Raw genomic sequence first — 18,541 nt, 5'->3', positions numbered from 1 at the left:
CCTGAGCAACTGCCGCAGCGGTGAGTAGTTGCTGGAGTTCACTCCGATGGCCCATTGCCAAGCGCGGCAGCCGCTGTCCGCCTGTACCGGGTCGGACGGTTGGGCCTGCGGTGCAGATGAAGGAAGGACAGCCGGTTCAGCGTCTCGGCCGTCGTGGCGGCGGGCCCCGGCGCCCGGCCGCCGGACTCCGCGAGGAGGTCCGTGTCCTCGGCGTCGATACGCCACGACAGGCTGCCGGCCGCCGTGTCGACCTGGACCGCGCGCCCGCCGGCCAGGTCGGGAGCGCCGAGACTCCCACCGTGCAGACGCCATACGTAGGAGACGAGCGCCGCACGCTCCCGGCGCACCCGCGCGAGCTCCTGGTGCACCGTCGCCAGGCGTTCCACCAGCCGCAGTTCCCGGTCGCTCCACGGCACCGAGGAAAGAGAACGGGAATCGGCGGGCTTGCATTTCACACGTTTCATGAATTCCTTCCAGGACCGGCCGGATGATCTGAGGATAATCCGACCTTCATGCCGAACGGGGGTGAGACGCGCGGCGTACGCCCCGGCAGCACGGCGACAACGGAAAGATCCGATGGAGTGAACGACCGGAACCAAACGTGGCAGGGCGAGTTGAACAGCTCGCAGTAACCTGAGCGTCCGCCAGAAAAGGAACATCAAATGCTCAAGAAGGCAATGGCAGCGGCCGCGGTCGCCGTCTCCGTCGTTGGTATTTCTGCTGCCGCTTCGCCTGCCGCGATGGCCATCGGTGACGACGGCGGCACCCAGTCGCTGAGCGGCAACGGCGCCAAGCAGTCGTTCGGCAACTCCGCCATCAAGGGCAACATGAGCCCGCAGCTGACGGCGGTCCAGGGCTCGCTGAACAAGCCCTGCATCGGCCTCCCGGTCAAGGCCAACGTCGGCGCCCTCGTCGGCCTGGTGCCGATCGCCGTCCAGGACATCCCGATCCTGTCGGCGCCGCAGAACCAGCAGTGCACCGAGAACTCGACGCAGGCCAAGGGCGACGAGCCGCTGTCGCACATCCTGAGCGACATCCCGGCGCTCTCCGGCAACGGCGTGAACAACGGCTGATCTGCCGCACTGCCGAGTCAGCTCGGGCCGCCCGTTCTCCTTCCTCCGCGGGTGGCCCGGGCTTTCTCATGCCGGGGCACAACATGCCTTGATGCGGGCGGAATTCGGTAGGGGTCGCATTCGAGTGAACTTCCGAGGGGTGTCAACTTCGCGGTTTCTTCTGCCCCTATCGCTCGTTAAGTAGAGCTCAGGTCACGGTGCGGGAACAGGAACTGCCCGCCCGGTCTCGGCCGGCGTTTAGACGTGACCCGAAAGAAGGGAAAAGCTGTGAAGCTCAAGAAGAGCGCAACGATCATCGCCGGTGCCGTCATGGCGCTGGGCCTGGGCGCCCCGGCGTTCGCCGACGCCGGTGCCGAGGGCGCGGCCGTCGGTTCCCCGGGCGTTCTCTCCGGCAACGCCGTGCAGGTTCCCGTCCACGTTCCCGTCAACGTGTGCGGCAACACCGTCGACGTCATCGGTCTGCTGAACCCGGCGTTCGGCAACCAGTGCGCCAACGACTGACGTAACGGCCCAGCTGCTTCTGCTGTGCCCAGCCGGCCCTGGCATCCCTCCCGGGGCCAGGGCCGGCTCCCCATCGGACAGAGAAAGACCACTAGATTGCGACAGGCCCTCAGCAAAGGAATGCTCTCCGCCGCGGCCGCCACGAGCATCCTGTCCCTGTCCGGCACCCACGCGTTCGCCGCTTCCGAAGCGAACGGGCAGGCGTTGGACTCGCCAGGCTTCTTGTCGGGCAACAGCGTGCAGGCCCCGGTCGAGGTACCGGTGAACGCGTGCGGCAACTCGGTCGACGCCGCCGCGGGACTCAACCCGGCGTTCGGCAACTCGTGCGCGTCGTACTACGCCCGCTCCGCCCCGGCCATGCCGAGCCCCGCCCCGCCGGCCCCGGCGCCGCAGGCCCGCGCTCCGCAGAGCCACCCCGCGCCCGCTCCCGCCGCGCACCACCACGAGCACCGTCCCGCGGCGCAGCACCACGAGCCGGCCCACCCGGTGCGCAAGCACGAGCCGAGCCACGCCGCGCCGAAGCCGAAGCACGAGCCCAAGCACGAGGCGAGCCACCCCGCGCCGAAGCACGAGCACCGTCCCGCGGCGCAGCACCACGAGCCGCGTCACGAGCCGGCCCACCCGGTGCGCAAGCACGAGCCGAAGCACGCCGCGCCGAAGCCCAAGCACGAGCCGAAGCACGAGGCCGGCCACGCCGCGCCCACGCCGAAGCACGAGCCGGCCCACCCCGTGAACAAGCACGAGCCGAAGCACGCCGCGCCGAAGCCCAAGCACGAGCCGACGCACGAGGCCGCGCCCGCGCCGCACAAGGCGCCGGAGCGGACCCGGCACGAGGGGTACGGCAGCGACGACACGCGCAGCGAGCACGGCAGGGACGACCACACCGGGGGCGGTTCCACCGCGCAGGGCCACTCGGCCAACTCGCCCGGTGTGCTGGGCGGCAACAACGCCAAGGCCCCCGCGGACGTGCCGGTCCAGGCCTGCGGCAACACCGTCGGCGTCATCGGGCTCCTGTCGCCCACCATGGGCAACAAGTGCCCGGGCGGGGACCAGGACCACCCCCGCCACGAGGAGCCGCGCCACCACGACGCCCCGCGCCACCACACCACGGCACCGCCCGTCGCCCACACGCCGGAGGCCCCCGGCCCGCGGCCCCGGGCGGTGCCCTCCGTGCCGCGCCCCGTGACGCCGGGCGACGACCGGGTCGTCACGCACCGGGCACCGGCGCCCGCGCCGCACCACGCTCAGCACGGCACGCGTGCCGACCGGCCGATTCAGGTGGCCGGCGCGCAGGGGCAGCTGGCCGAGACCGGCGCGGACTCCTCGCTGATCGGCGGGGCCGCCGCCAGCATGGGACTGCTGCTCGGCGGAGCGATCCTCTACCGTCGCGGACTCACCGGTTCCCGGCGATGACGGTGACCCCGTGAATCCGTGAATCCGTGCGCCGAATTCCCCGTAACCCGCCGTGGGTTACGGGGAATTCGTCGTTCTGGACACAGCGGTGCGCCGACAGGAATGCTCCGAGGAGCGGATTTCCTGCCGGCGCACAAGGAGGTGGCGACCAGCCCTTCGGTTTTGTCGCGCCCTCACGGCATTGATGCCGGCGGCTGTCGGGGAGCGACCCGAGGCTGTCCCAATGAAGCGTTTTCAGTGCACCACCGGATGCCCCGCGGCGGAAGTGCGGTTCACCCGTTCGCCCGCCCTGTCACTCAGAAGAGCAGCCGGAACGCACCGGCTCGGCACGAGGGTGAGGCCGCGCCGGAAAGGCGGCGTGCCGTCCGCTGCGTACGTGCCGTTCCACGCCCCGCACCAGACGCTGCGCGGTGAACGCGGCCCCGTACACGAAGCGCATGGCGGGGCCGAAGCTCGACGCGGTCGTCAGGCCGGCCAGGAACAGTCCGGGGCACGAGGTCTCGAAGCGGTCGCCGACGTACGGGGTGCCGTCGGTGAGGGAGCGCAGGCGGGCGTGCAGCTCCGGGGCGAGGACGGTGAGGCGGTCGGTGCTCGCGCGAAAGCCGGTGGCGGCGATGACGTGGTCCGTCGTGAAGGTGAGGTCCTCACCGGTGCGGGTGAGGGCGCGGATCCGGACGCGGCCGTCGGCGGCTTCGGCGGCCTCGACGTGGTGGCCGACGCGCACGTCGACGGCGCCTTCCACGCGTTCCCTGACCCACCACGCCCCGGCCGGGCCCAGCGCGTCGGCGGCGGTGCGGGCGCGGGACGGCTCCGGGAGCCGCCGGAAGAGGCCGGGGGTGCGCGCGTAGAAGGTGTTGCGCCAGCCGCAGCCGAGGCCGGTGTGCGGGGCGCGCAGCGACTCCCGCCAAGGGCGCCGCAGGGGCGGGGGCAGGGTGTTCCAGGTGACGCGGGAGGAGCGGGCGAGGACGCGGACGCGGGTGCCCTGTTCGGCGAGCAGGGCCGCGGTCTCCAGGGCCGCCTGGCCCGCGCCGAGCACCGTCACGTCCTGTCCCGCGAAGCGCCGCAGGTCGGCGTGGTGGCTGCTGTGCGACACGTGGGCGTCGCCCAGTTCCCGTACGGCCGCGGGGATTTCGGTGAAGGGCAGCACGCCCACCGCGAGGGCCACGGCTCGTGCGCGGCAGACCTCGCCGTCCTCGGTCGTGGCCTCGTAGCCGCCGCCTGGGGCGGGGCGGACGCCGGCGATGAGGCGCTCGTCGACCGGGGGCGCGGCCCGCTCGGCGAACCACAGGCCGTAGGACGCGAAGTGCTCGATGGGCAGAGGTCTGCCGTGTTCGGCGGGCAGGCCCTCGCGGGCGCAGAAGGCGGCGAGGCCGTAGCGGCCCGCGGGGTCCGACAGGTCGGAGGCCCACGGCTCGGACTTGAGGAACATGCCGCGCGGCATGTTCTCCCGCCAGGACGCCATGGTCCTGCCGAAGATCCGTACGTCGAGGCCGGCCGCCGCGGCGTGCGCGGCGATCGACAGGCCGTAGGGGCCCGCGCCGACGATCAGCAGGTCATGCATCGGTGACCGCTCGCTCTCTGCCGGCCCGGCCGGGCAGGACGGCGGGCGCGTGGTCCCGCGCCCGGCTCGACAGGGACGTCAGGACCGTGCGGGCGCGCCGGCCGAGGCCCTCGCGCAGCCGTCGCACCAGGTGGCGGCGCCACTGCCGGCGCAGGGCCGCGCCGGGTCCGGGGTCGTCGCCGGCGTGCCAGGCGAGTTCGCCGGCCGGGGAGGGGGTGCGCTGTCCGGGCAGGTGCACGGGCAGGGACAGCAGGCGCAGCGCGGTCAGCGGGGCGTAGTTCTCGACCACGAAGGCGCGGCCGGGCAGCGGTTCCGGGGGCGGTACGGGGCGGTGGGTCAGGTCGAGGTGCAGGGCGCGGACGACGTCGGTGCCCGCGCCGTCGGTGAAGAGCCGGAACTGGGCGCCGGGGCGTGGGTTGAAGTCGATGAGGTGGTAGGCGCCGGTGGTGGCGTCCCTGCGGAAGTCGAGGTCGAAGATCCCGCGGTACTCCAGGGCCGACACCACCTGCGCGGCGGCGGCCCGCAGCGCGGGGTCGGCGGACCACTCGCCGCTCACCGTCAGGCCCGCCGCGCGCGGCCAGGAGCGGTGCTTGCGGCCCGTACCGCCGCCGCGTACGACGCCGTCCCGGCCGGCGCAGCCGTGCACGAACCAGTCGGCGCCGCGGGCCCCGGGCACGAACGCCTGGAGCAGCAGCGGGCTGCCGGCCTCGGCCCGGCGTTCGAACAGCGCGGCCGCCTCGTGCGGGGAGCCGATCACGGTGGTGCTGCGCAGCCCGGTGCCGTGGGGCAGCAGCCAGGGACGGCTCCACTTCGCCACGGTGGGGGAGCCGAGCCGGTGCACGGCGCCGGCGGCCTCCGCGGCGGACTCCGGGGCCAGCGTCGTCGGATGGGCCACGCCGGCCAGCGCGCAGACCTCGGCCAGGGACGCCTTGTCGGCCACGCGTTCGGCCACGCCCGCGGCCGTACGGGGCAGCAGGAACCGGTCGGAGAGCTCCCCGTACAGGGCGCCGACCGCGAGGGCCCCCGCGTCGTCCAGGGGGATCAGGACGGCGGGTCCGGTGAGGCGGCGCGCGACCCGGCGCAGCACGGCGGCCACCTCGGCGAGGGAGGCGCCCGGGGCGGGCGGCGCGTGCATCCGGTGCAGATACCGCGAGCGCCGTACGGGGCTCTCGCGGTCGTCGGCCACGAGGTGGACCTCGATGCCGGCGCGGCCGAGGGAGCGCACGGCGCCGAGGGTTCCGTGGTGAAAGGGATTCCTGTCGATCCGCAACAGGACCGCGGGAATGCGGGTGTCCAGAGGGGGCTGCAATGTCACTCTCGCTTGTCGGTCACCCATGCGGGCGATGTGGGGAAAGGCAGGATTAGAAACTCGATTGGCGCAATAGAAATACATATGACGAGGTGTCAGTGAAGTGCGGTCGGAAAACGAGGTGCAGATATGTCCCCACGGCGTCGTCAGCGCGGTAAACGTGTCGCCTTCATCGCTGCCGGGATCGTCTCGTCGGTGGCCCTGGCATCCGTGCCCGGACACACGGTGGGTGTCGTGCGCGACACCGACCCGCCGGTCCCGGCTCCCGCGGCGCCCGCCGCTGCGGCCTCCCCGGCCCCCGCGGCCGAGCCGCCGGTCCCGGTGGCATCGGCGGGCCCCCCGGTCCCGGCGGCCCCAGCGGTGCCGCCCGCCCCCGCCGCGCCCAGCGGGAGCCCGGCGCCCGGTCAGAAGGCGCCCGCCTTCGGCGCGTATCTCGACTACGGCCCGCGCGGCGTCGAGCGCATGAAGGCGCTCAGCCGCTGGCTGGGCGGGGCCGAACTGCGGGTCGGTCACACCTACCTCCCGGGTGATCGCTGGAGCAACATCGAGGGCGCCCCGAACTTCCTGGAGAAGTGGGCCGAGTGGCGCAAGGGCAAGGACGACCGGCTCTTCGTCCTCAACGTCCCGATGCTCGAACGCAACGAGGAAGGCGTCGGTGACGGCGAGGTCACCCGGTTGCTGCGGCAGGGTGCGGCAGGCGACTTCGACGAGCACTTCCGCACCCTCGGCAAGCGCCTGGTGGACCTGGGCGTGCCGGACACGGTGATCGTGCTGGGCTGGGAGATGAACGGCACGACCTACACCCATCGCTGTGGCCCGGACCCGGAGTCCTGGAAGAAGTACTGGAACAGAGTGGTCACCGCGATGCGTTCGGTGCCGGGGCAGAAGTTCCGGTTCGACTTCACGCCGAGCAGGGGGCGGGACGCCGTGCCCTGGACCCAGTGCTATCCCGGCGACGACGTCGTCGACATCATCGGCATGGACTCGTACGACCAGCCGCGCGGCATGTCGTTCGACGAGCAGATCAAGGAGCCGTACGGGCTCCAGGAGCACATCGACTTCGCGGCTGCCCACAAGAAGCCCGTCTCGTACCCGGAGTGGGGGCTCTTCCGCAACGGCGACAACGAGCAGTACATGCGCCGCATGCTGCAGTGGATCGACGAGAAGAAGCCGCTGTACAACACCCTCACCGACTACTGCCCGCACGGCGTGTGGCAGTGCAGGAGCAACCCCGACGCCTCGAAGGTCTACCGCGAGCTGCTCTCCGGCCGTGAGGCGGTGCCGACCGATCCGACGGGGCCGACGCCGCCCGGGAAGCCGCCGGGCTGTTCGCCGGTGGACCTCGGCGCGTGGGTCGAGCAGTGGATGGGCGGCAAGCTGTGTCTGCGGTTCGACTGGTGGAAGGCGCCGCGCGGCTCCTGAGGCGCACGGCCGCCGCGGTGGCGCGAGCCGTCACGACGAGGCTCCGCCGTCGCGGCGCTCCCGGCGCTCGCGCAGTCGCCGCTTCGCCCACTCGCGGCCTGAGACGCCCCAGGTCACCGCCGACGCCAGCGCGGCGGTGCGCCTGCGGGCCAGCAGATAGCGCCGGTTGGTGACCGGCTCGGGCCGCCAGTGGTGCTTGTACGGTTCGTTGCCGCGCAGCAGGCTCAGCGCGCGCGGGTGTTCGCCGCCGGTGTGGCGGGTGCACGCGTCCAGGAGCATCGTGGCGACGTCCACCTTGCGCTCCCTGAGCCGGGGGTGGGCGCCGTACAGATAGCCGCCCGCCAGCGTGCCGGAGAGCAGCGTCAGGTCCGCGGCCATCACCTCGCCGTCCAGCCGGAACTCGGTCACCACCGCCTCGCCGGCCGCGACCATCGGGCGCATGGAGCGGAGCAGGTGCTCGTGGAAGCGCGGCTGGAGGTGCTCGGTGGTCACCTTGCGCCCCTGCCACTGCAGTTGGTGCAGATGCAGCAGCCGGCGCACCGAGGTCTCCACCTCCTCGACCGGGACGACCCGGCTCTCCACGCCCAGCGCCGCCAGCTTGCGCATCTTGGCCCGGGTGCGCTGGGCGCGCGGCGTCGGCAGCCGCTTGAGCAGGTCGTCCATCGGCAGCGCGGGCAGCTCCAGACAGGCGGAGTCGGAGAGCGTCCTGCGCGGGCCCGGCCACCGCTCGTACAGCCGCTCCACGCACGCGCCGGGCCGCACCTCGCCGAAGTCGATCACGGCGGTACGGGCCAGCGCGTACAGGCCCGACAGGAGCGCGTCCACGCCCTCTTCGGAGCAGGAGCCGTCGAGCAGGACGTCCGTGAAGTCGGAGATCGCGCCGCCCAGCGGCTTCAGCGCGGGCACCGGCCGGTCGACCCGCATCAGCGGCGCCGCGGCGATCAGCCGCCCGCCGTCGCGGACCAGGAGCACGCGCAGCCGGCCGGGGACGCCGTACGAGCGCCACCAGGACGACAGCCAGGCGTGGCTCTGGAACGGCGTCGCCGCCGCGCACGAGCGGTACAGCCGGCTCCACGGCTCGGCCAGCGCCTCGAACTCGTCCTCGTCCACGCACAGTTCGGCCCGGGGGTACGCGTCCGGCGTGGCGTCGCTCACGGGGCGCTCCTCACCAGGGCCGACGCGGGGCCGGGAACGGAGGCGCCGGCCACCGCCTCCGTCCGGGCGCGCGGGCGGACCAGCAGGGCGAGGCCGCCGAGCAGCCCGCCGGCGCAGCCGCCGACCAGGGACGTCACCCCGGCGGAGAGCGAGGAGGGGGCGTTCGGCTCCAGGGCGCGGGAGAACGCGAGGAGTTTGACCTGGGTGCTGTCCTTGGAGTGGTTGGCGCTGCCGGCCAGCGAGCGGGCGACCGCGTTGGCGGTGACGGCCGCGGTGTCCGGGGCGGCGGTCGTGGCCGAGACCGCGATCATCGGGGCGTCGGGGGAGGTGGCCACCTTCACGCTGTCCTGCAGCTGGGTGGGCGACATGCCCGCGGCCACCTGCGCGTCGGCCAGCACGGCGAGCTGCGTGGCGACCCGGCCGTACGCCTGGGCGAACGCCAGCGCGGTCGCCGGGTCCGCCTTCTCCTGGGGGACGGCGATGACGTAACTCGTCGCCGTGTACTGCGGCGTCTGCAGCAGGCCGTACCCGGCACCGGCCACCGTCCCCAGTGCCGCGCACGCGGGCAGCACCCACCAGCGGGGCAGCCGCGCGAGGCGGGCGCGCAGAAGGGCAGTGCGTGGGCGCTCGTTCACGGAGTCGCTCATCGGGGGTTCACCTCCGGGGTCGGGCCGGGCACGAGGGACGCGTAGACGCCCATCAGCTGCTCGGCGCTTCGGGTGATGCTGTAGTGCCGTACCGCGGGCGGGGCCGAGCGGTGCGGCGGGACGTCGCCGCGCAGGCCGTGCAGGGCCCGCGCGAAGGAGGCCGGATCGCTCGGGCAGTACGCGGCGCCGGGCCGCTCGCCGGGGACGAGGCTCTCCAGGGCGGGGCAGGACGCGTACAGCACGGGGAGGCCACTGGCCAGGCCCTCCACCAGCGCAAGGCCGAAGGCCTCCTCGGGGGAGGGGGATGCGAGCGCGTCCATGGCGGAGAGGAGCGAGGGCAGGTCGGGGACGGAGTCCGTCAGGTCGGGTGCGGAGTCCGCCGGCTTGGGTACGGAGTCCCCCTCCCCGCCTCCGTCGGTCGAACCCGGCGCGGACGCGGGCCCGGCCGCCCGCGTCGCCGCCTCGTGGGTGGACTCGCCGGCGAACCGCACCCGGTTCGCGAGGCCGAGCCGTACCGCGAGTTGCCGCAGGGCCGTCTCCTCGGGGCCGCTTCCGACCAGCAGGACGACGACGTCCTCGGGCAGCGCGGCGGCCGCGCGCAGCAGTACGTCGAACCGCTTGCCCGCGGCCAGCCGCCCCACGCCGCCGACCACGAACGCCCCGTCGGGCAGGCCGAGTTGCTTGCGCGTGCGGTCGCGGGCGGCCTGGTCGAACCGGAAGCGCTCCACCTCGATGCCGTTCGGCACCACCCGGATGCGCTGCCGGGGCACGCCCCACCGGTGCAGCCGCGCGCCGACCGCCGGGGAGACCGCGACCGTCATCCGGCCGAGCCGCTCCCCGGCCAGATAGAGGGCGCGCACCCCCGGACCCAGCGGCCGGCCCTCCATCTGCGAGTCGCCCAGGGAGTGTTCGGTGGCCACCACCGCCCGCACCCCCGCCAGCCGCGCCGCGATCCGCCCGTACAGGCAGGCCCGGTAGAGGTGGGTGTGGACCACGTCGTACCGGCCGTCCCTGATCAGCCGGACCAGGCGCGGCAGCGCCGTCACGTCGCGGTTGCCGGACATGGCGAGGTCGGTCACGCGGACGCCGTCGGCGGTGATGCCATCGGCCACGGTGCCGGGGTTGGTCAGCGTGACGACGTCGCAGGGGGTCGGCAAGTGGCGCAGCAGCAGGCGGAGTTGCTGTTCCGCGCCGCCCACGCCGAGTCCGGTGATGATGTGCAGGACCCTCACCCCGACACCGCCGAGCGGCGGTCGAGGACGCGGCGCCTGAGCCGGTTGGTGCGCAGCTTCAGGCGCAGCCGCCAGGCCGTGTCGTCGTGGCCGATGTGGACGCGGGGCAGGGCGAGGGGGCCGGCGAGCGGGCCGGGCGCGATGGCGCACCCGTAGCGGTATCCGGCCTCGCGGACGGCGCCGATCACCCGCTCGTCGACGTGTCCGTACGGGTAGCAGAAGCCCTGCACCTCGCAGCCGGTCAGCTCGTACAGCGCCGCCCTGCTGCCGCCGACCTCGCGGCGCAGCTGCCGGTCGTCGGCCCGGGTCAGGTCGACGTGGGTCAGCCCGTGCGAGGCGACCTCCATGCCGCTCTCGGCCACCTGCCGGATGCCGTCGGCGTCGAGCAGCGGCTTGCGCGGGCCCTCCGGGTCCCAGGCGTTGTCGCCGCCGAGCCGGCCGGGGAGCACGAACAGCGTGGCGGTGCAGTCGTGTTGCCGGAGCAGGGGCAGGGCCTGGTCGACGAAGTCGCGGTAACCGTCGTCGAAGGTGAGCCCGACGAGGTTGTGCTCCTGGCCCTGCGCGCACGCCTCGAACAGGTACTTCATCGACACGCCCCGCAGCCCCTGGCGCCGCATCCACCGCAGCTGCTCGGCGAGGCGCTCGGGCCCGACGGTGATCTTGTACGGGTCCTCGGCGGGGTCCGCGACGGAGTGGTACATCGCCACCCACGCCGGGGTGCGGGGCGGCCGGAACCGCAGGAACGGCTCCGTACTGGAGGAGGTGGAGGGGGTCGGGGGAGTCGGCGGGGTGGGCGGGGTGAGGTCAACGGACATGACGCAGCTTTCCGGTCACGGAGCGGAGGGCGGACGCCCAGGGCTGCGCCCCCAGGAGCAGACCCAGGAGCACGAAGGAGACGGTCACGGCCGTGAAGCTCGCGAGGACGGCGACGGCGGGCTCGGCCACCCGCGCGGCGCACGCGGCGCCGAGGGCGGCCGCGCCCGCGGCGGCGAGCACGAGCCGGGCCAGCTGCCCGACGACGGCGCGGATCCGGATCGGGACGGTGCGCGGACCCGTGCCGCGCAGCAGGAGCAGGGCGGTGACGCAGATGCCGGTGGCGTTCGCCGCGGCGATCCCGTGGACGCCCCAGGTGCCCGCGGTCAGGAAGCCGATGCCGGCGGTGGTGACGACGCCGACGCACATCGCGTAGAGCGGGATCCAGGTGGTGCGGGCGACGGAGAAGTGCGCGCGGGCGAGCGCGCCGACCAGGGTGTGTCCGAGCAGGCCCAGCGCGTAGACGCGCATGACGGACGCGGTCGCGGCGGTGTCCGTGGCGGTGAACGCGCCGCGCTGGAAGAGGAGTTCGATGAGCGGGTGCGCGGCGGCGATCACCGCGGCGGCGCCGAGCAGCACGATGCCGCCCGCCAGGACGACGTCGCGCTCCACGCGCTTGCGGGCGCGCTCGGTCTCGCCGTCGGCCAGCGCGCGGGCGACCACCGGGAAGGTGACGGTGCAGAGCATGAGCGAGAGGGTCATCGGCATCTGCGCGACCTTCTGCGCGTAGTTCAGGTGCGAGATGGCCCCGGCGGGCAGGGAGGAGGCGAGGAACCGCTCGATGAGGACCTGGGACTGGCGGCACAGCGCGAAGGTCAGGACGGTCCAGATGATGGCGGTCTGGAGGGTGGGGGCCGCGGCGGCCTCCGGCGCGGGACCCGGGGCCTCGCGCCGGGGCGCTCGCAACTGCCGCCACAGCGACGGCGCTTGGACCGCCACCATGAGCGCGCCACCTACGGCCACGCCCGCCGCCGCGGCCCGTACGCCCAGGGGCGCGGCGAGCGCGAACAGGGCGGCGATGATGGCCGTGTTGTAGGCGACGTAGACGGCCGCGGGCGCGGCGAACCGCTGGTGGGCCCGCAGGGCCGCGCTGCAGTAGCCGGCGAGGCCGAAGGACAGGGCGCAGGTGGCGGTCAACCGGGTGCAGTCGACGGCCGGTTGCGGGTCGGGCAGGCCGGGGGCCAGCACCGCGACCAGGGCGGGGGCGGCGACGATGAGCAGGGCGCCGGCGCCGGTGAACCAGAGCGTCATGCGGGGCAGCGACGCCCGTACGAGCGCGTGGACCGGGTCGGCGGCCCCGGGCCCCGCGTCGGCGCGCCGCGCGAGCGCCAGGCTGAACGCGGGTACGAGGAAGAAGGCCAGGCCGTCCTCGATGAGCAGCGTCGCCGCGAGCTCGGGAAGGGTCCACGCCACGAGGAAGGCGTCGGTGTCGGTCCCGGCACCGAAGAAGTGCGCGAGCGCCTGGTCGCGCACGAGCCCGAGCAGCGACCCGGCGACGGACAGCAGCGCGGTGACGAGCGCGGCCTTGGCAAGAAACGAGGCCCCGCCGTCGCCGGCGGACTTGGCGCCGGGCGGGAGGGCGGATGCGGCGGCGGCCTCAACCGCGCCCTCGTCGCCGGGCGGGAGGGTGGATGTGGCGGTGGGCGTGGCCGTGGCCTCGTCGCCGGGCGGGGCGGCGTACGTGCCGGTGGACTTCCCGACGACCGCCGCACGCGAAGCCACCCCCTCCGCGCCCGCCGAACCCGCGACCTGCGTCTCCGCGACCGACAAACCCGCGACCTGCGGCTCGGCGCCCGGCGAACCCGCGACCTGCGCCTTCGCACCCGACGAACCCGCGGTCCGCGGCTCCGCGACCGCTGGCCCGCCCGGCAACGCCGTTCCCGCCTTCGTCCCCGCCGGCTCCGGACGTGTCCTAGTCATCGCGTGCCCCTCTCCCCGGGCCGGGTGCGCGAGCGCATGCCTGCCGCCCGCCGCGCCACCGCGTTGGGGGCCACCGCGTCCGCGGCCTGCAACGCCACACCCGCCCCCGCCGGTCCCACCGGCCCCGCACCCGTCTCCGGCCCCGTCGTCGTCATCGCCTCCCCGCCTCCCCCGGCCGGGCGCGTGCGCCCACTGCCCACCAGGCCACCGCGCCGAGGGCCACCGCGGTCAGTACCGTGGAGGGGCCGCCGATGTCCGCGTACATGAAGTCGATCAGCTGCCAGACCAGCAGGCCGCAGGCCACCAGCGCGCAGTCCAGCTCAGGCCCGCCGCTCCCCCGGGGGCCGCCCGGCCCGCCCCGCTGCCGGCTCCACCCGCGCACCGCGCACACCACCAGCCCCGCCCAGCCGCCGACCAGCGCGGTCAGTCCGAGCAGGCCCTGTTCGCCGAGGACGAGCAGGTACATGTTGTGCGGGGAGAGCAGCGGCTGGCGGACGAAGCCGCTGCCCGCGCCCGCCGTGTCGCTGCCGGAGGACAGCGCCAACGAGGCGTGGCTGTCGCGGTATTCGGGGAAGCCCTTCAGGCCCACCCCGGTCACCGGGTGCTCGCGCCACATGTCGGCCGAGGCCGCCCACATCGTGTAGCGGTCGATGACCGACTGGTCGGGGGCGTCGGTGACCTGGGTGATGCTGCTGAGCCGCTCCTGCAGCATCGCCGAGCCGAACCCGAACCCCGCCACCAGGACCACCGCCGCCGCACCCGCGGCCAGCAGCACCTGTCCCGCCCGGCGCACCCCGGCGAGCAGCAGCACCGCCGTGCAGGCGACCGCGGTGGCGATCCACGCCCCGCGGCTGAACGACAGGGCGAGCGGCACGAACAGCAGCGCCGCGCACCCCACGGCCGCGGACCGCTGGCGCGGCGAGCGGGGGCGGAAGGCCAGCGCCAGCGCGCAGACGAGCCCGTACGAGACGACCGTGGCCATGCCCATGACGTCGGTGGAGCCGAAGGTGCCCACGGCACGGATGTCCTCGCCCATGTACGAGGCGCCGGTTCCGGTGAGGTTCTGGTGCACCCCGATGACGCCCTGATACAGCCCGAGAGCGACGAACGACCAGGCGAGGAAACGGAATTGGTCGGCGTCGCGGATCAGCATCAGGACCGCCGCGGGCACCAGCACGAAGATCTGCAGATAGCGCGCGGCCCCGGCGACCCCGGTCGACCCGGACGAGGCGCCGAACGCGGCCACGGTGATGCCGACGACCGGCATCCCGAGCAGGACCGCGGCGGTCCGGGTCAGCGGCCGCCGCCGGGTCCGCACGGCGCGCACGACACAGAGCCCGACGACGAGGGCGGACACCGCGTCGGCCACGGTCCCGGTGCCGCCGCCGTCGGCGGCGCCGCCCTCCGCCGGGACTGGCAGCGCGAGCAGCGCGACGACGAGCACCACGGGCAGGACCGGCGCGTACCGCCGCAGCCAGGGCAGCGCCGCCTCGTACGGGTGGGCGCCGGGGCCGGGCGCGGGCAGCGGGCGCGGTTCGGGCAGGGCGGGGGACGGGATGTGGGCCACGGCTCAGCTCCCCGTGCGGCGTACGAGGCAGCCGAGGGTGCGCAGCAGGATGCACAGGTCCTGCCAGAACGACCAGCTGTCGATGTAGGCGTTGTCGAAGCGGCACCGGTCCTCGATGGAGGTGTCGCCGCGCAGTCCGTGGATCTGGGCGAGCCCGGTGATACCGGTCGGCATCCGGTGCCGCTGGGCGTAGTACGGATGGGTCTGGCTGAACTGGGCGACGAAGAAGGGCCGTTCGGGGCGCGGCCCGACGAGGCTCATGTCACCGCGCAGCACGTTCCACAGCTGCGGCAGCTCGTCGAGCGAGGTGCCGCGCAGGAACCGGCAGAAGGGGCTGATGCGGTGCTCGTCGGCGACGCTCCACCGCGTGGCCGCCTCCTGCGGGTCGGCGGGCCGGTGGGTGCGGAACTTCAGCAGGGTGAACAACTTCCCGTCCTTGCCGACGCGTTCCTGCCGGAAGATCACGCCGGGCCCCTCCACGACCCGCAGCACCAGCGCGCAGACCGCGAGCACCGGCGCGGCGACCAGCAGCAGCACGCCCGACACCGCGATGTCGAGGAGCCGCTTGCCGAGCCCGGTCGGCCGGGTCCGGGTGGGCGTCAGGGGACGGCAGGCGAACCCGGCCACGTACCGCAGGGGCCCGCCGGGCGCGGGCGCGAGGTCGGGGCAGCGCGGTTCGAGCTCCCACAGGTCGCAGCCGAGGCCGCTCAGCGCGGGCAGCAGCCCGGCGGTTCCGGGGCCGCGGTCGGTGAGCAGGAAGACGGCGCGCACGTCGTTCTGGATCACGGCGCGGTGCAGCTCGTCCTCGGTGCCGAGGACCGGCAGTTCGGGGCAGGACCCGGGGGCCGCGCCGGCGTCGGGGGTGTCCTCGCGCGGGGGTTCGGGGGTCTCGCTCACGATGCCGACGGGCCGCACGCCGCAGCCGGGGCGGCGCAGCAGCGCCGCGGCGACCGCGCGCGCCGGTCCGGCGGGCCCGACCACCAGGGCAGGGCGGGGCCTGCGCACGGTGGCGGTCCGCCGGTGGCGGTGGACCAGTGTGCGCCCGCAGTGGCTGAGCAGGCACTGCACGGCGGCCGCGGCCGCCAGGGTGCCGGGCGCGGGCGGCGCGGGCAGGGGCAGGGCGGAGGCGAGGACCAGCGTGACGCACCAGCCGAGCGCGATCCGCCCGACGAGCGAGGGCACCTGGGCGAGGGTGTCGGCGGGCAGCGCCGCGTACGCGTACAGCCGGCCCTGCCCGTTCAGGAACAGCACACAGGCCACGAGCAGCGGCGCGAGGACGGCCTGGTGGCGCGGCTCGTCGAGCAGCAGCAGACCGAGCAGGGCGGCGGCGCAGTCGACGGCCACCAGGGCGGCGGCCGAACGCCGGCGCCGCGCGGGCGGCCGCGCGGAGGTGCCGGCCCGCGGGCCCATGGCCTCGCGTGGCGCGACGACGAAGGTCCCGGGCGGTGCCTGGATGTCCTGCCGTGGCTGACCCGATGAGGAGGCGACGGTCCGTTCCGCGCTCACGAGGTGGTGCACTCCCTCTGTCCGGTGGGCGCCGTGCCCAGTAGCTCGCCGTACACCGCGTCGGTGGCGGCGGCGGTGCGCCGCGCGTCGTGGTGGTCCAGTACGTGCTGACGGCCCCGCTGCCCCAACGAGTCACGGAGGTTTTCGTCCCGCAGCAGGGCGATGAGGGCGCGGGACAGCGCCGCGGGGTCCTCCGGCGGTACGAGCGCGTGCGCGCGGTGGGCGGCGGGCAGGCTCTCCCGCGCGCCGTCGACGTCGGTGATCACGACCGGGCGGGCGCAGGCCATGGCCTCCAGCGGGGCGAGCGCCATGCCCTCCCAGCGGGACGGCAGGACGACGACGTCGGCCGCCCGGTACCAGGGCGCGGCGTCGGCCGCCTCCCCGGCGAACGCCACCCGTGGCCCGGCCCGCTCCCGCAGCCGCTCCGCCTCGGGGCCGTCGCCGACCAGCACCAGCCGCGCCTCGGGCACCTGCGCGGCCACCGTCGGCCAGGCGTGCAGCAGCACGTCCTGCCCCTTCTGACGGCAGAGCCGGCCGACGCACACCACCAGCGGCACCCGCGCGCCGGACGTCTCGTCCGGGCCCGCGGGGGTGAACCGGGCCGTGTCGACGCCGTTGGGGATCACCGTGTACGAGCCGTCGACGCCGGCCCGCCGCCCGGTGACCCACTCGGCCTCGCTGACGCAGACGATCCGCGTCGTCCACCGCGCCGCGAGCCGCTCCCAGAGCCGGGCGAGGTGCGCGGTGAGGCCGCCCACCGCCTCGAACGACCAGGCGTGCGGCTGGAAGACCGTGGGGACGCTGCCGCGCAGCGCGAGCCGCGCGGCGAGCCCGGCCTTGGCGCTGTGCGCGTGGACGAGCGAGGGACCCACCGCGTCGACGACGCGCCGCAGCTCCCGCGTCTCGGCCCGCAGACCGGGGCCGGGGGAGCGGGACGCCGTCCAGGGGTGGACGCGCACGCCGGCGCCGAGCCCCGCGAGGGCCCGGGGCAGGAAGCCCTCGCGCGGGCAGGCCACGTGCACCTCGGTGCCGGCCGCGGCCTGGGCCGCGACCAGATCGACGACGACCCGCGCCACGCCGCCGTCGACGGGCTGGCTGACGTGCAGGATCCGCGGGGGAGTGGGTGCGATGGGCAGAGGCATGCGCGACTCCCTTGAGTCAGTGGCAACGCAAAGCCGAGTGCGGGGTCGGGGTAACACGCGCTATCGCCGCGCGTCGACGGCGGCGAAGACCACGCCGGCCCACGCCTGGTCCTGCGAGGAGAGGTGGACCGTCAGATCGCCGCGCCGCGCGCCCGGCCCTCCGGTCAACGGGTAGACGTCGGAGTCGTAGCCCAGGGTGCCGGGGTGGGCGGGGGTTCTGCGGATCGGCCGTCCGGGCTCGCTGATGGTCGAGTTGAGCGCGTCGCCGACGGGGTTGGCGTCGTCCGTCAGCGGCACGACAGGGCCCCGTCCCGCCGACACGCCGACGGTGTCACCGCGCCGCCCCCGGTCACCGTCGTAGGCCACCACGCCGACGACGCCGCCCGTCGTGGCGGCGGGCACGCCGCGCAGCCGCACCGTCTGCCGGTGGCCGCCCGCGCCGGTCGCGTCGAAGCCGTCCCACAGGGCGATGCGGCGCAGCGGTTGCTTCGCGTTCTCGTACGCCACCACCAGCGTCCAGCCGCCCCAGGCACCGGCCTTGGAGTGCCCCTTTGCGACGTTGACCTGGGCCACCGTGTACGCGCCCGCGCCCGAGGAGCGCACCAGGCGGGTGACGTCGGCCGAGGCCTGGAAGGCGTCGGTGCCGGCGGTGACGCGGTGGCCGATCGGGGTGTCGGCGACGACGGGCTTGTAGCGGCCGCCCGGTTCGGCGATCAGCACCCGGCCGTTGTCCTTGGGCGGCTTCTGCTCGCCGACCCTGAGGTTGCCGCCCCAGTACAGCCGCGCGTACGACACGCGCGAGCGCGGGGGCAGACGGACCTCCGCCGTACTGGAGTTGTAGGTGTTCGGGTCGTCGTCGACGTCGATGTAGGCCATCTCGAAGTCGTCGTTCGCGCCCGCACGGCCGGCCCGCGCCCCGTCGCAGGAGGCCGCGCGGGTCACTGGGGCGCCGCAGGTGATCGACGCGTTGGCGGCCCTGACCACCCCGCCGTGCTGCAGCGCTCTGTACCGCTGGGCGAAATCGATGCGTGCCCTCTCGCCGCCGGGCGGGGCGGCCGAGCCGGTCCCGGTCGTCGCGAGGCAGGCGGCGAGTGCGAGGGAGACGACGAACACGCGACGCAGGCCCAGGGAGTGACGCATGACGGCGTTGGCCTTCCGAGGTGTGGAGTGTCTGAACCACAGCGGAGTGGAGTGATTCGTATGAATTGAACGAATCTGAACGCTTATGAGTGGAATGCCCTCAAGAGAAGCGCAACTGTAGCTCCTCCAACGAGCCGCTC

Annotated in this window: 16 protein-coding genes; 4 read left to right on the top strand and 12 right to left on the bottom strand. The window is 74.5% G+C overall.

The annotated features are described in order from the left end of the window. Positions 1-38 precede the first annotated feature (38 nt). Complete coding sequence (locus ACZ6CV_RS10660; RefSeq protein ID WP_469250486.1) at positions 39-464, bottom strand: hypothetical protein; 426 nt, start codon at positions 462-464, stop codon at positions 39-41. A gap of 198 nt (positions 465-662) precedes the next feature. Here ACZ6CV_RS10660 and ACZ6CV_RS10655 point away from each other — a divergent pair, with 198 nt between their 5' ends. From ACZ6CV_RS10655 to ACZ6CV_RS10645, 3 genes are all read left to right on the top strand, one after another. Further along, positions 663-1,073: a rodlin gene (locus ACZ6CV_RS10655; protein ID WP_355810772.1), complete on the top strand. Its 411-nt coding sequence runs from the start codon at positions 663-665 to the stop codon at positions 1,071-1,073. A 309-nt stretch (positions 1,074-1,382) separates the two neighbouring features. Further along, a complete protein-coding gene (locus ACZ6CV_RS10650) occupies positions 1,383-1,574 on the top strand; it encodes a chaplin (RefSeq protein WP_362374887.1) in 192 nt (63 codons plus the stop codon). A 96-nt stretch (positions 1,575-1,670) separates the two neighbouring features. Next, positions 1,671-2,987 carry a chaplin gene (locus ACZ6CV_RS10645; protein WP_469250485.1) on the top strand — a complete coding sequence of 439 codons (1,317 nt, stop codon included), beginning with the start codon at positions 1,671-1,673 and terminating at the stop codon, positions 2,985-2,987. 292 nt (positions 2,988-3,279) lie between these two features. On the opposite strand, the gene ACZ6CV_RS10640 is transcribed toward ACZ6CV_RS10645, so the two are convergent. Together ACZ6CV_RS10640 and ACZ6CV_RS10635 are read right to left on the bottom strand one after the other, a co-directional pair. Beyond that, positions 3,280-4,548, bottom strand: a complete 1,269-nt coding sequence (locus ACZ6CV_RS10640) for an FAD-dependent oxidoreductase (RefSeq protein WP_469250484.1) — start codon at positions 4,546-4,548, stop codon at positions 3,280-3,282. Then, entirely contained in the window at positions 4,541-5,884 is a 1,344-nt protein-coding gene (locus tag ACZ6CV_RS10635; RefSeq protein WP_469250483.1) for a carboxylate--amine ligase, read from the bottom strand. The genes ACZ6CV_RS10640 and ACZ6CV_RS10635 overlap by 8 nt, the downstream gene beginning before the upstream one ends. Positions 5,885-5,986: 102 nt before the next feature. Between ACZ6CV_RS10635 and ACZ6CV_RS10630 the strand changes: the two genes are divergently transcribed. Beyond that, positions 5,987-7,279 (top strand): glycoside hydrolase family 26 protein, encoded by a 1,293-nt coding sequence (locus ACZ6CV_RS10630; protein WP_469250482.1) that lies wholly within the window; start codon positions 5,987-5,989, stop codon positions 7,277-7,279. 30 nt (positions 7,280-7,309) lie between these two features. Here the strand turns inward: ACZ6CV_RS10630 and ACZ6CV_RS10625 are convergent, their stop codons facing one another. The 9 genes from ACZ6CV_RS10625 to ACZ6CV_RS10585 form a co-directional block, all read right to left on the bottom strand. Then, positions 7,310-8,434 (bottom strand): GNAT family N-acetyltransferase, encoded by a 1,125-nt coding sequence (locus ACZ6CV_RS10625; RefSeq protein ID WP_469250481.1) that lies wholly within the window; start codon positions 8,432-8,434, stop codon positions 7,310-7,312. Next, a complete protein-coding gene (locus tag ACZ6CV_RS10620; protein WP_469250480.1) occupies positions 8,431-9,081 on the bottom strand; it encodes a Wzz/FepE/Etk N-terminal domain-containing protein in 651 nt (216 codons plus the stop codon). The genes ACZ6CV_RS10625 and ACZ6CV_RS10620 overlap by 4 nt, the downstream gene beginning before the upstream one ends. Further along, positions 9,078-10,313 carry a glycosyltransferase gene (locus ACZ6CV_RS10615; RefSeq protein WP_469250479.1) on the bottom strand — a complete coding sequence of 412 codons (1,236 nt, stop codon included), beginning with the start codon at positions 10,311-10,313 and terminating at the stop codon, positions 9,078-9,080. The genes ACZ6CV_RS10620 and ACZ6CV_RS10615 overlap by 4 nt, the downstream gene beginning before the upstream one ends. Further along, a complete protein-coding gene (locus tag ACZ6CV_RS10610) occupies positions 10,310-11,128 on the bottom strand; it encodes a polysaccharide deacetylase family protein (protein ID WP_469250478.1) in 819 nt (272 codons plus the stop codon). Before ACZ6CV_RS10610 ends, ACZ6CV_RS10615 begins: the two co-directional genes overlap by 4 nt. After that, on the bottom strand, positions 11,118-13,046 hold the full coding sequence (gene murJ / locus ACZ6CV_RS10605) for a murein biosynthesis integral membrane protein MurJ (RefSeq protein WP_469250477.1): 1,929 nt from the start codon (positions 13,044-13,046) through the stop codon (positions 11,118-11,120). The genes ACZ6CV_RS10610 and murJ overlap by 11 nt, the downstream gene beginning before the upstream one ends. 151 nt (positions 13,047-13,197) lie before the next feature. Beyond that, positions 13,198-14,613 carry an O-antigen ligase family protein gene (locus ACZ6CV_RS10600; RefSeq protein WP_469250476.1) on the bottom strand — a complete coding sequence of 472 codons (1,416 nt, stop codon included), beginning with the start codon at positions 14,611-14,613 and terminating at the stop codon, positions 13,198-13,200. A gap of 3 nt (positions 14,614-14,616) precedes the next feature. Continuing rightward, entirely contained in the window at positions 14,617-16,119 is a 1,503-nt protein-coding gene (locus ACZ6CV_RS10595; protein ID WP_469250475.1) for a sugar transferase, read from the bottom strand. Beyond that, positions 16,116-17,261, bottom strand: coding sequence for a glycosyltransferase (locus tag ACZ6CV_RS10590; RefSeq protein WP_469250474.1), 1,146 nt, complete (start codon positions 17,259-17,261; stop codon positions 16,116-16,118). The genes ACZ6CV_RS10595 and ACZ6CV_RS10590 overlap by 4 nt, the downstream gene beginning before the upstream one ends. A 60-nt stretch (positions 17,262-17,321) precedes the next feature. Next, a complete protein-coding gene (locus tag ACZ6CV_RS10585) occupies positions 17,322-18,401 on the bottom strand; it encodes a DUF3344 domain-containing protein (RefSeq protein ID WP_469250473.1) in 1,080 nt (359 codons plus the stop codon). Positions 18,402-18,541: the final 140 nt, after the last annotated feature.

It is taken from the genome of Streptomyces sp. NPDC041713 (genome assembly GCF_055591085.1).
This window is presented reverse-complemented; position numbering and strand designations above follow the sequence as displayed.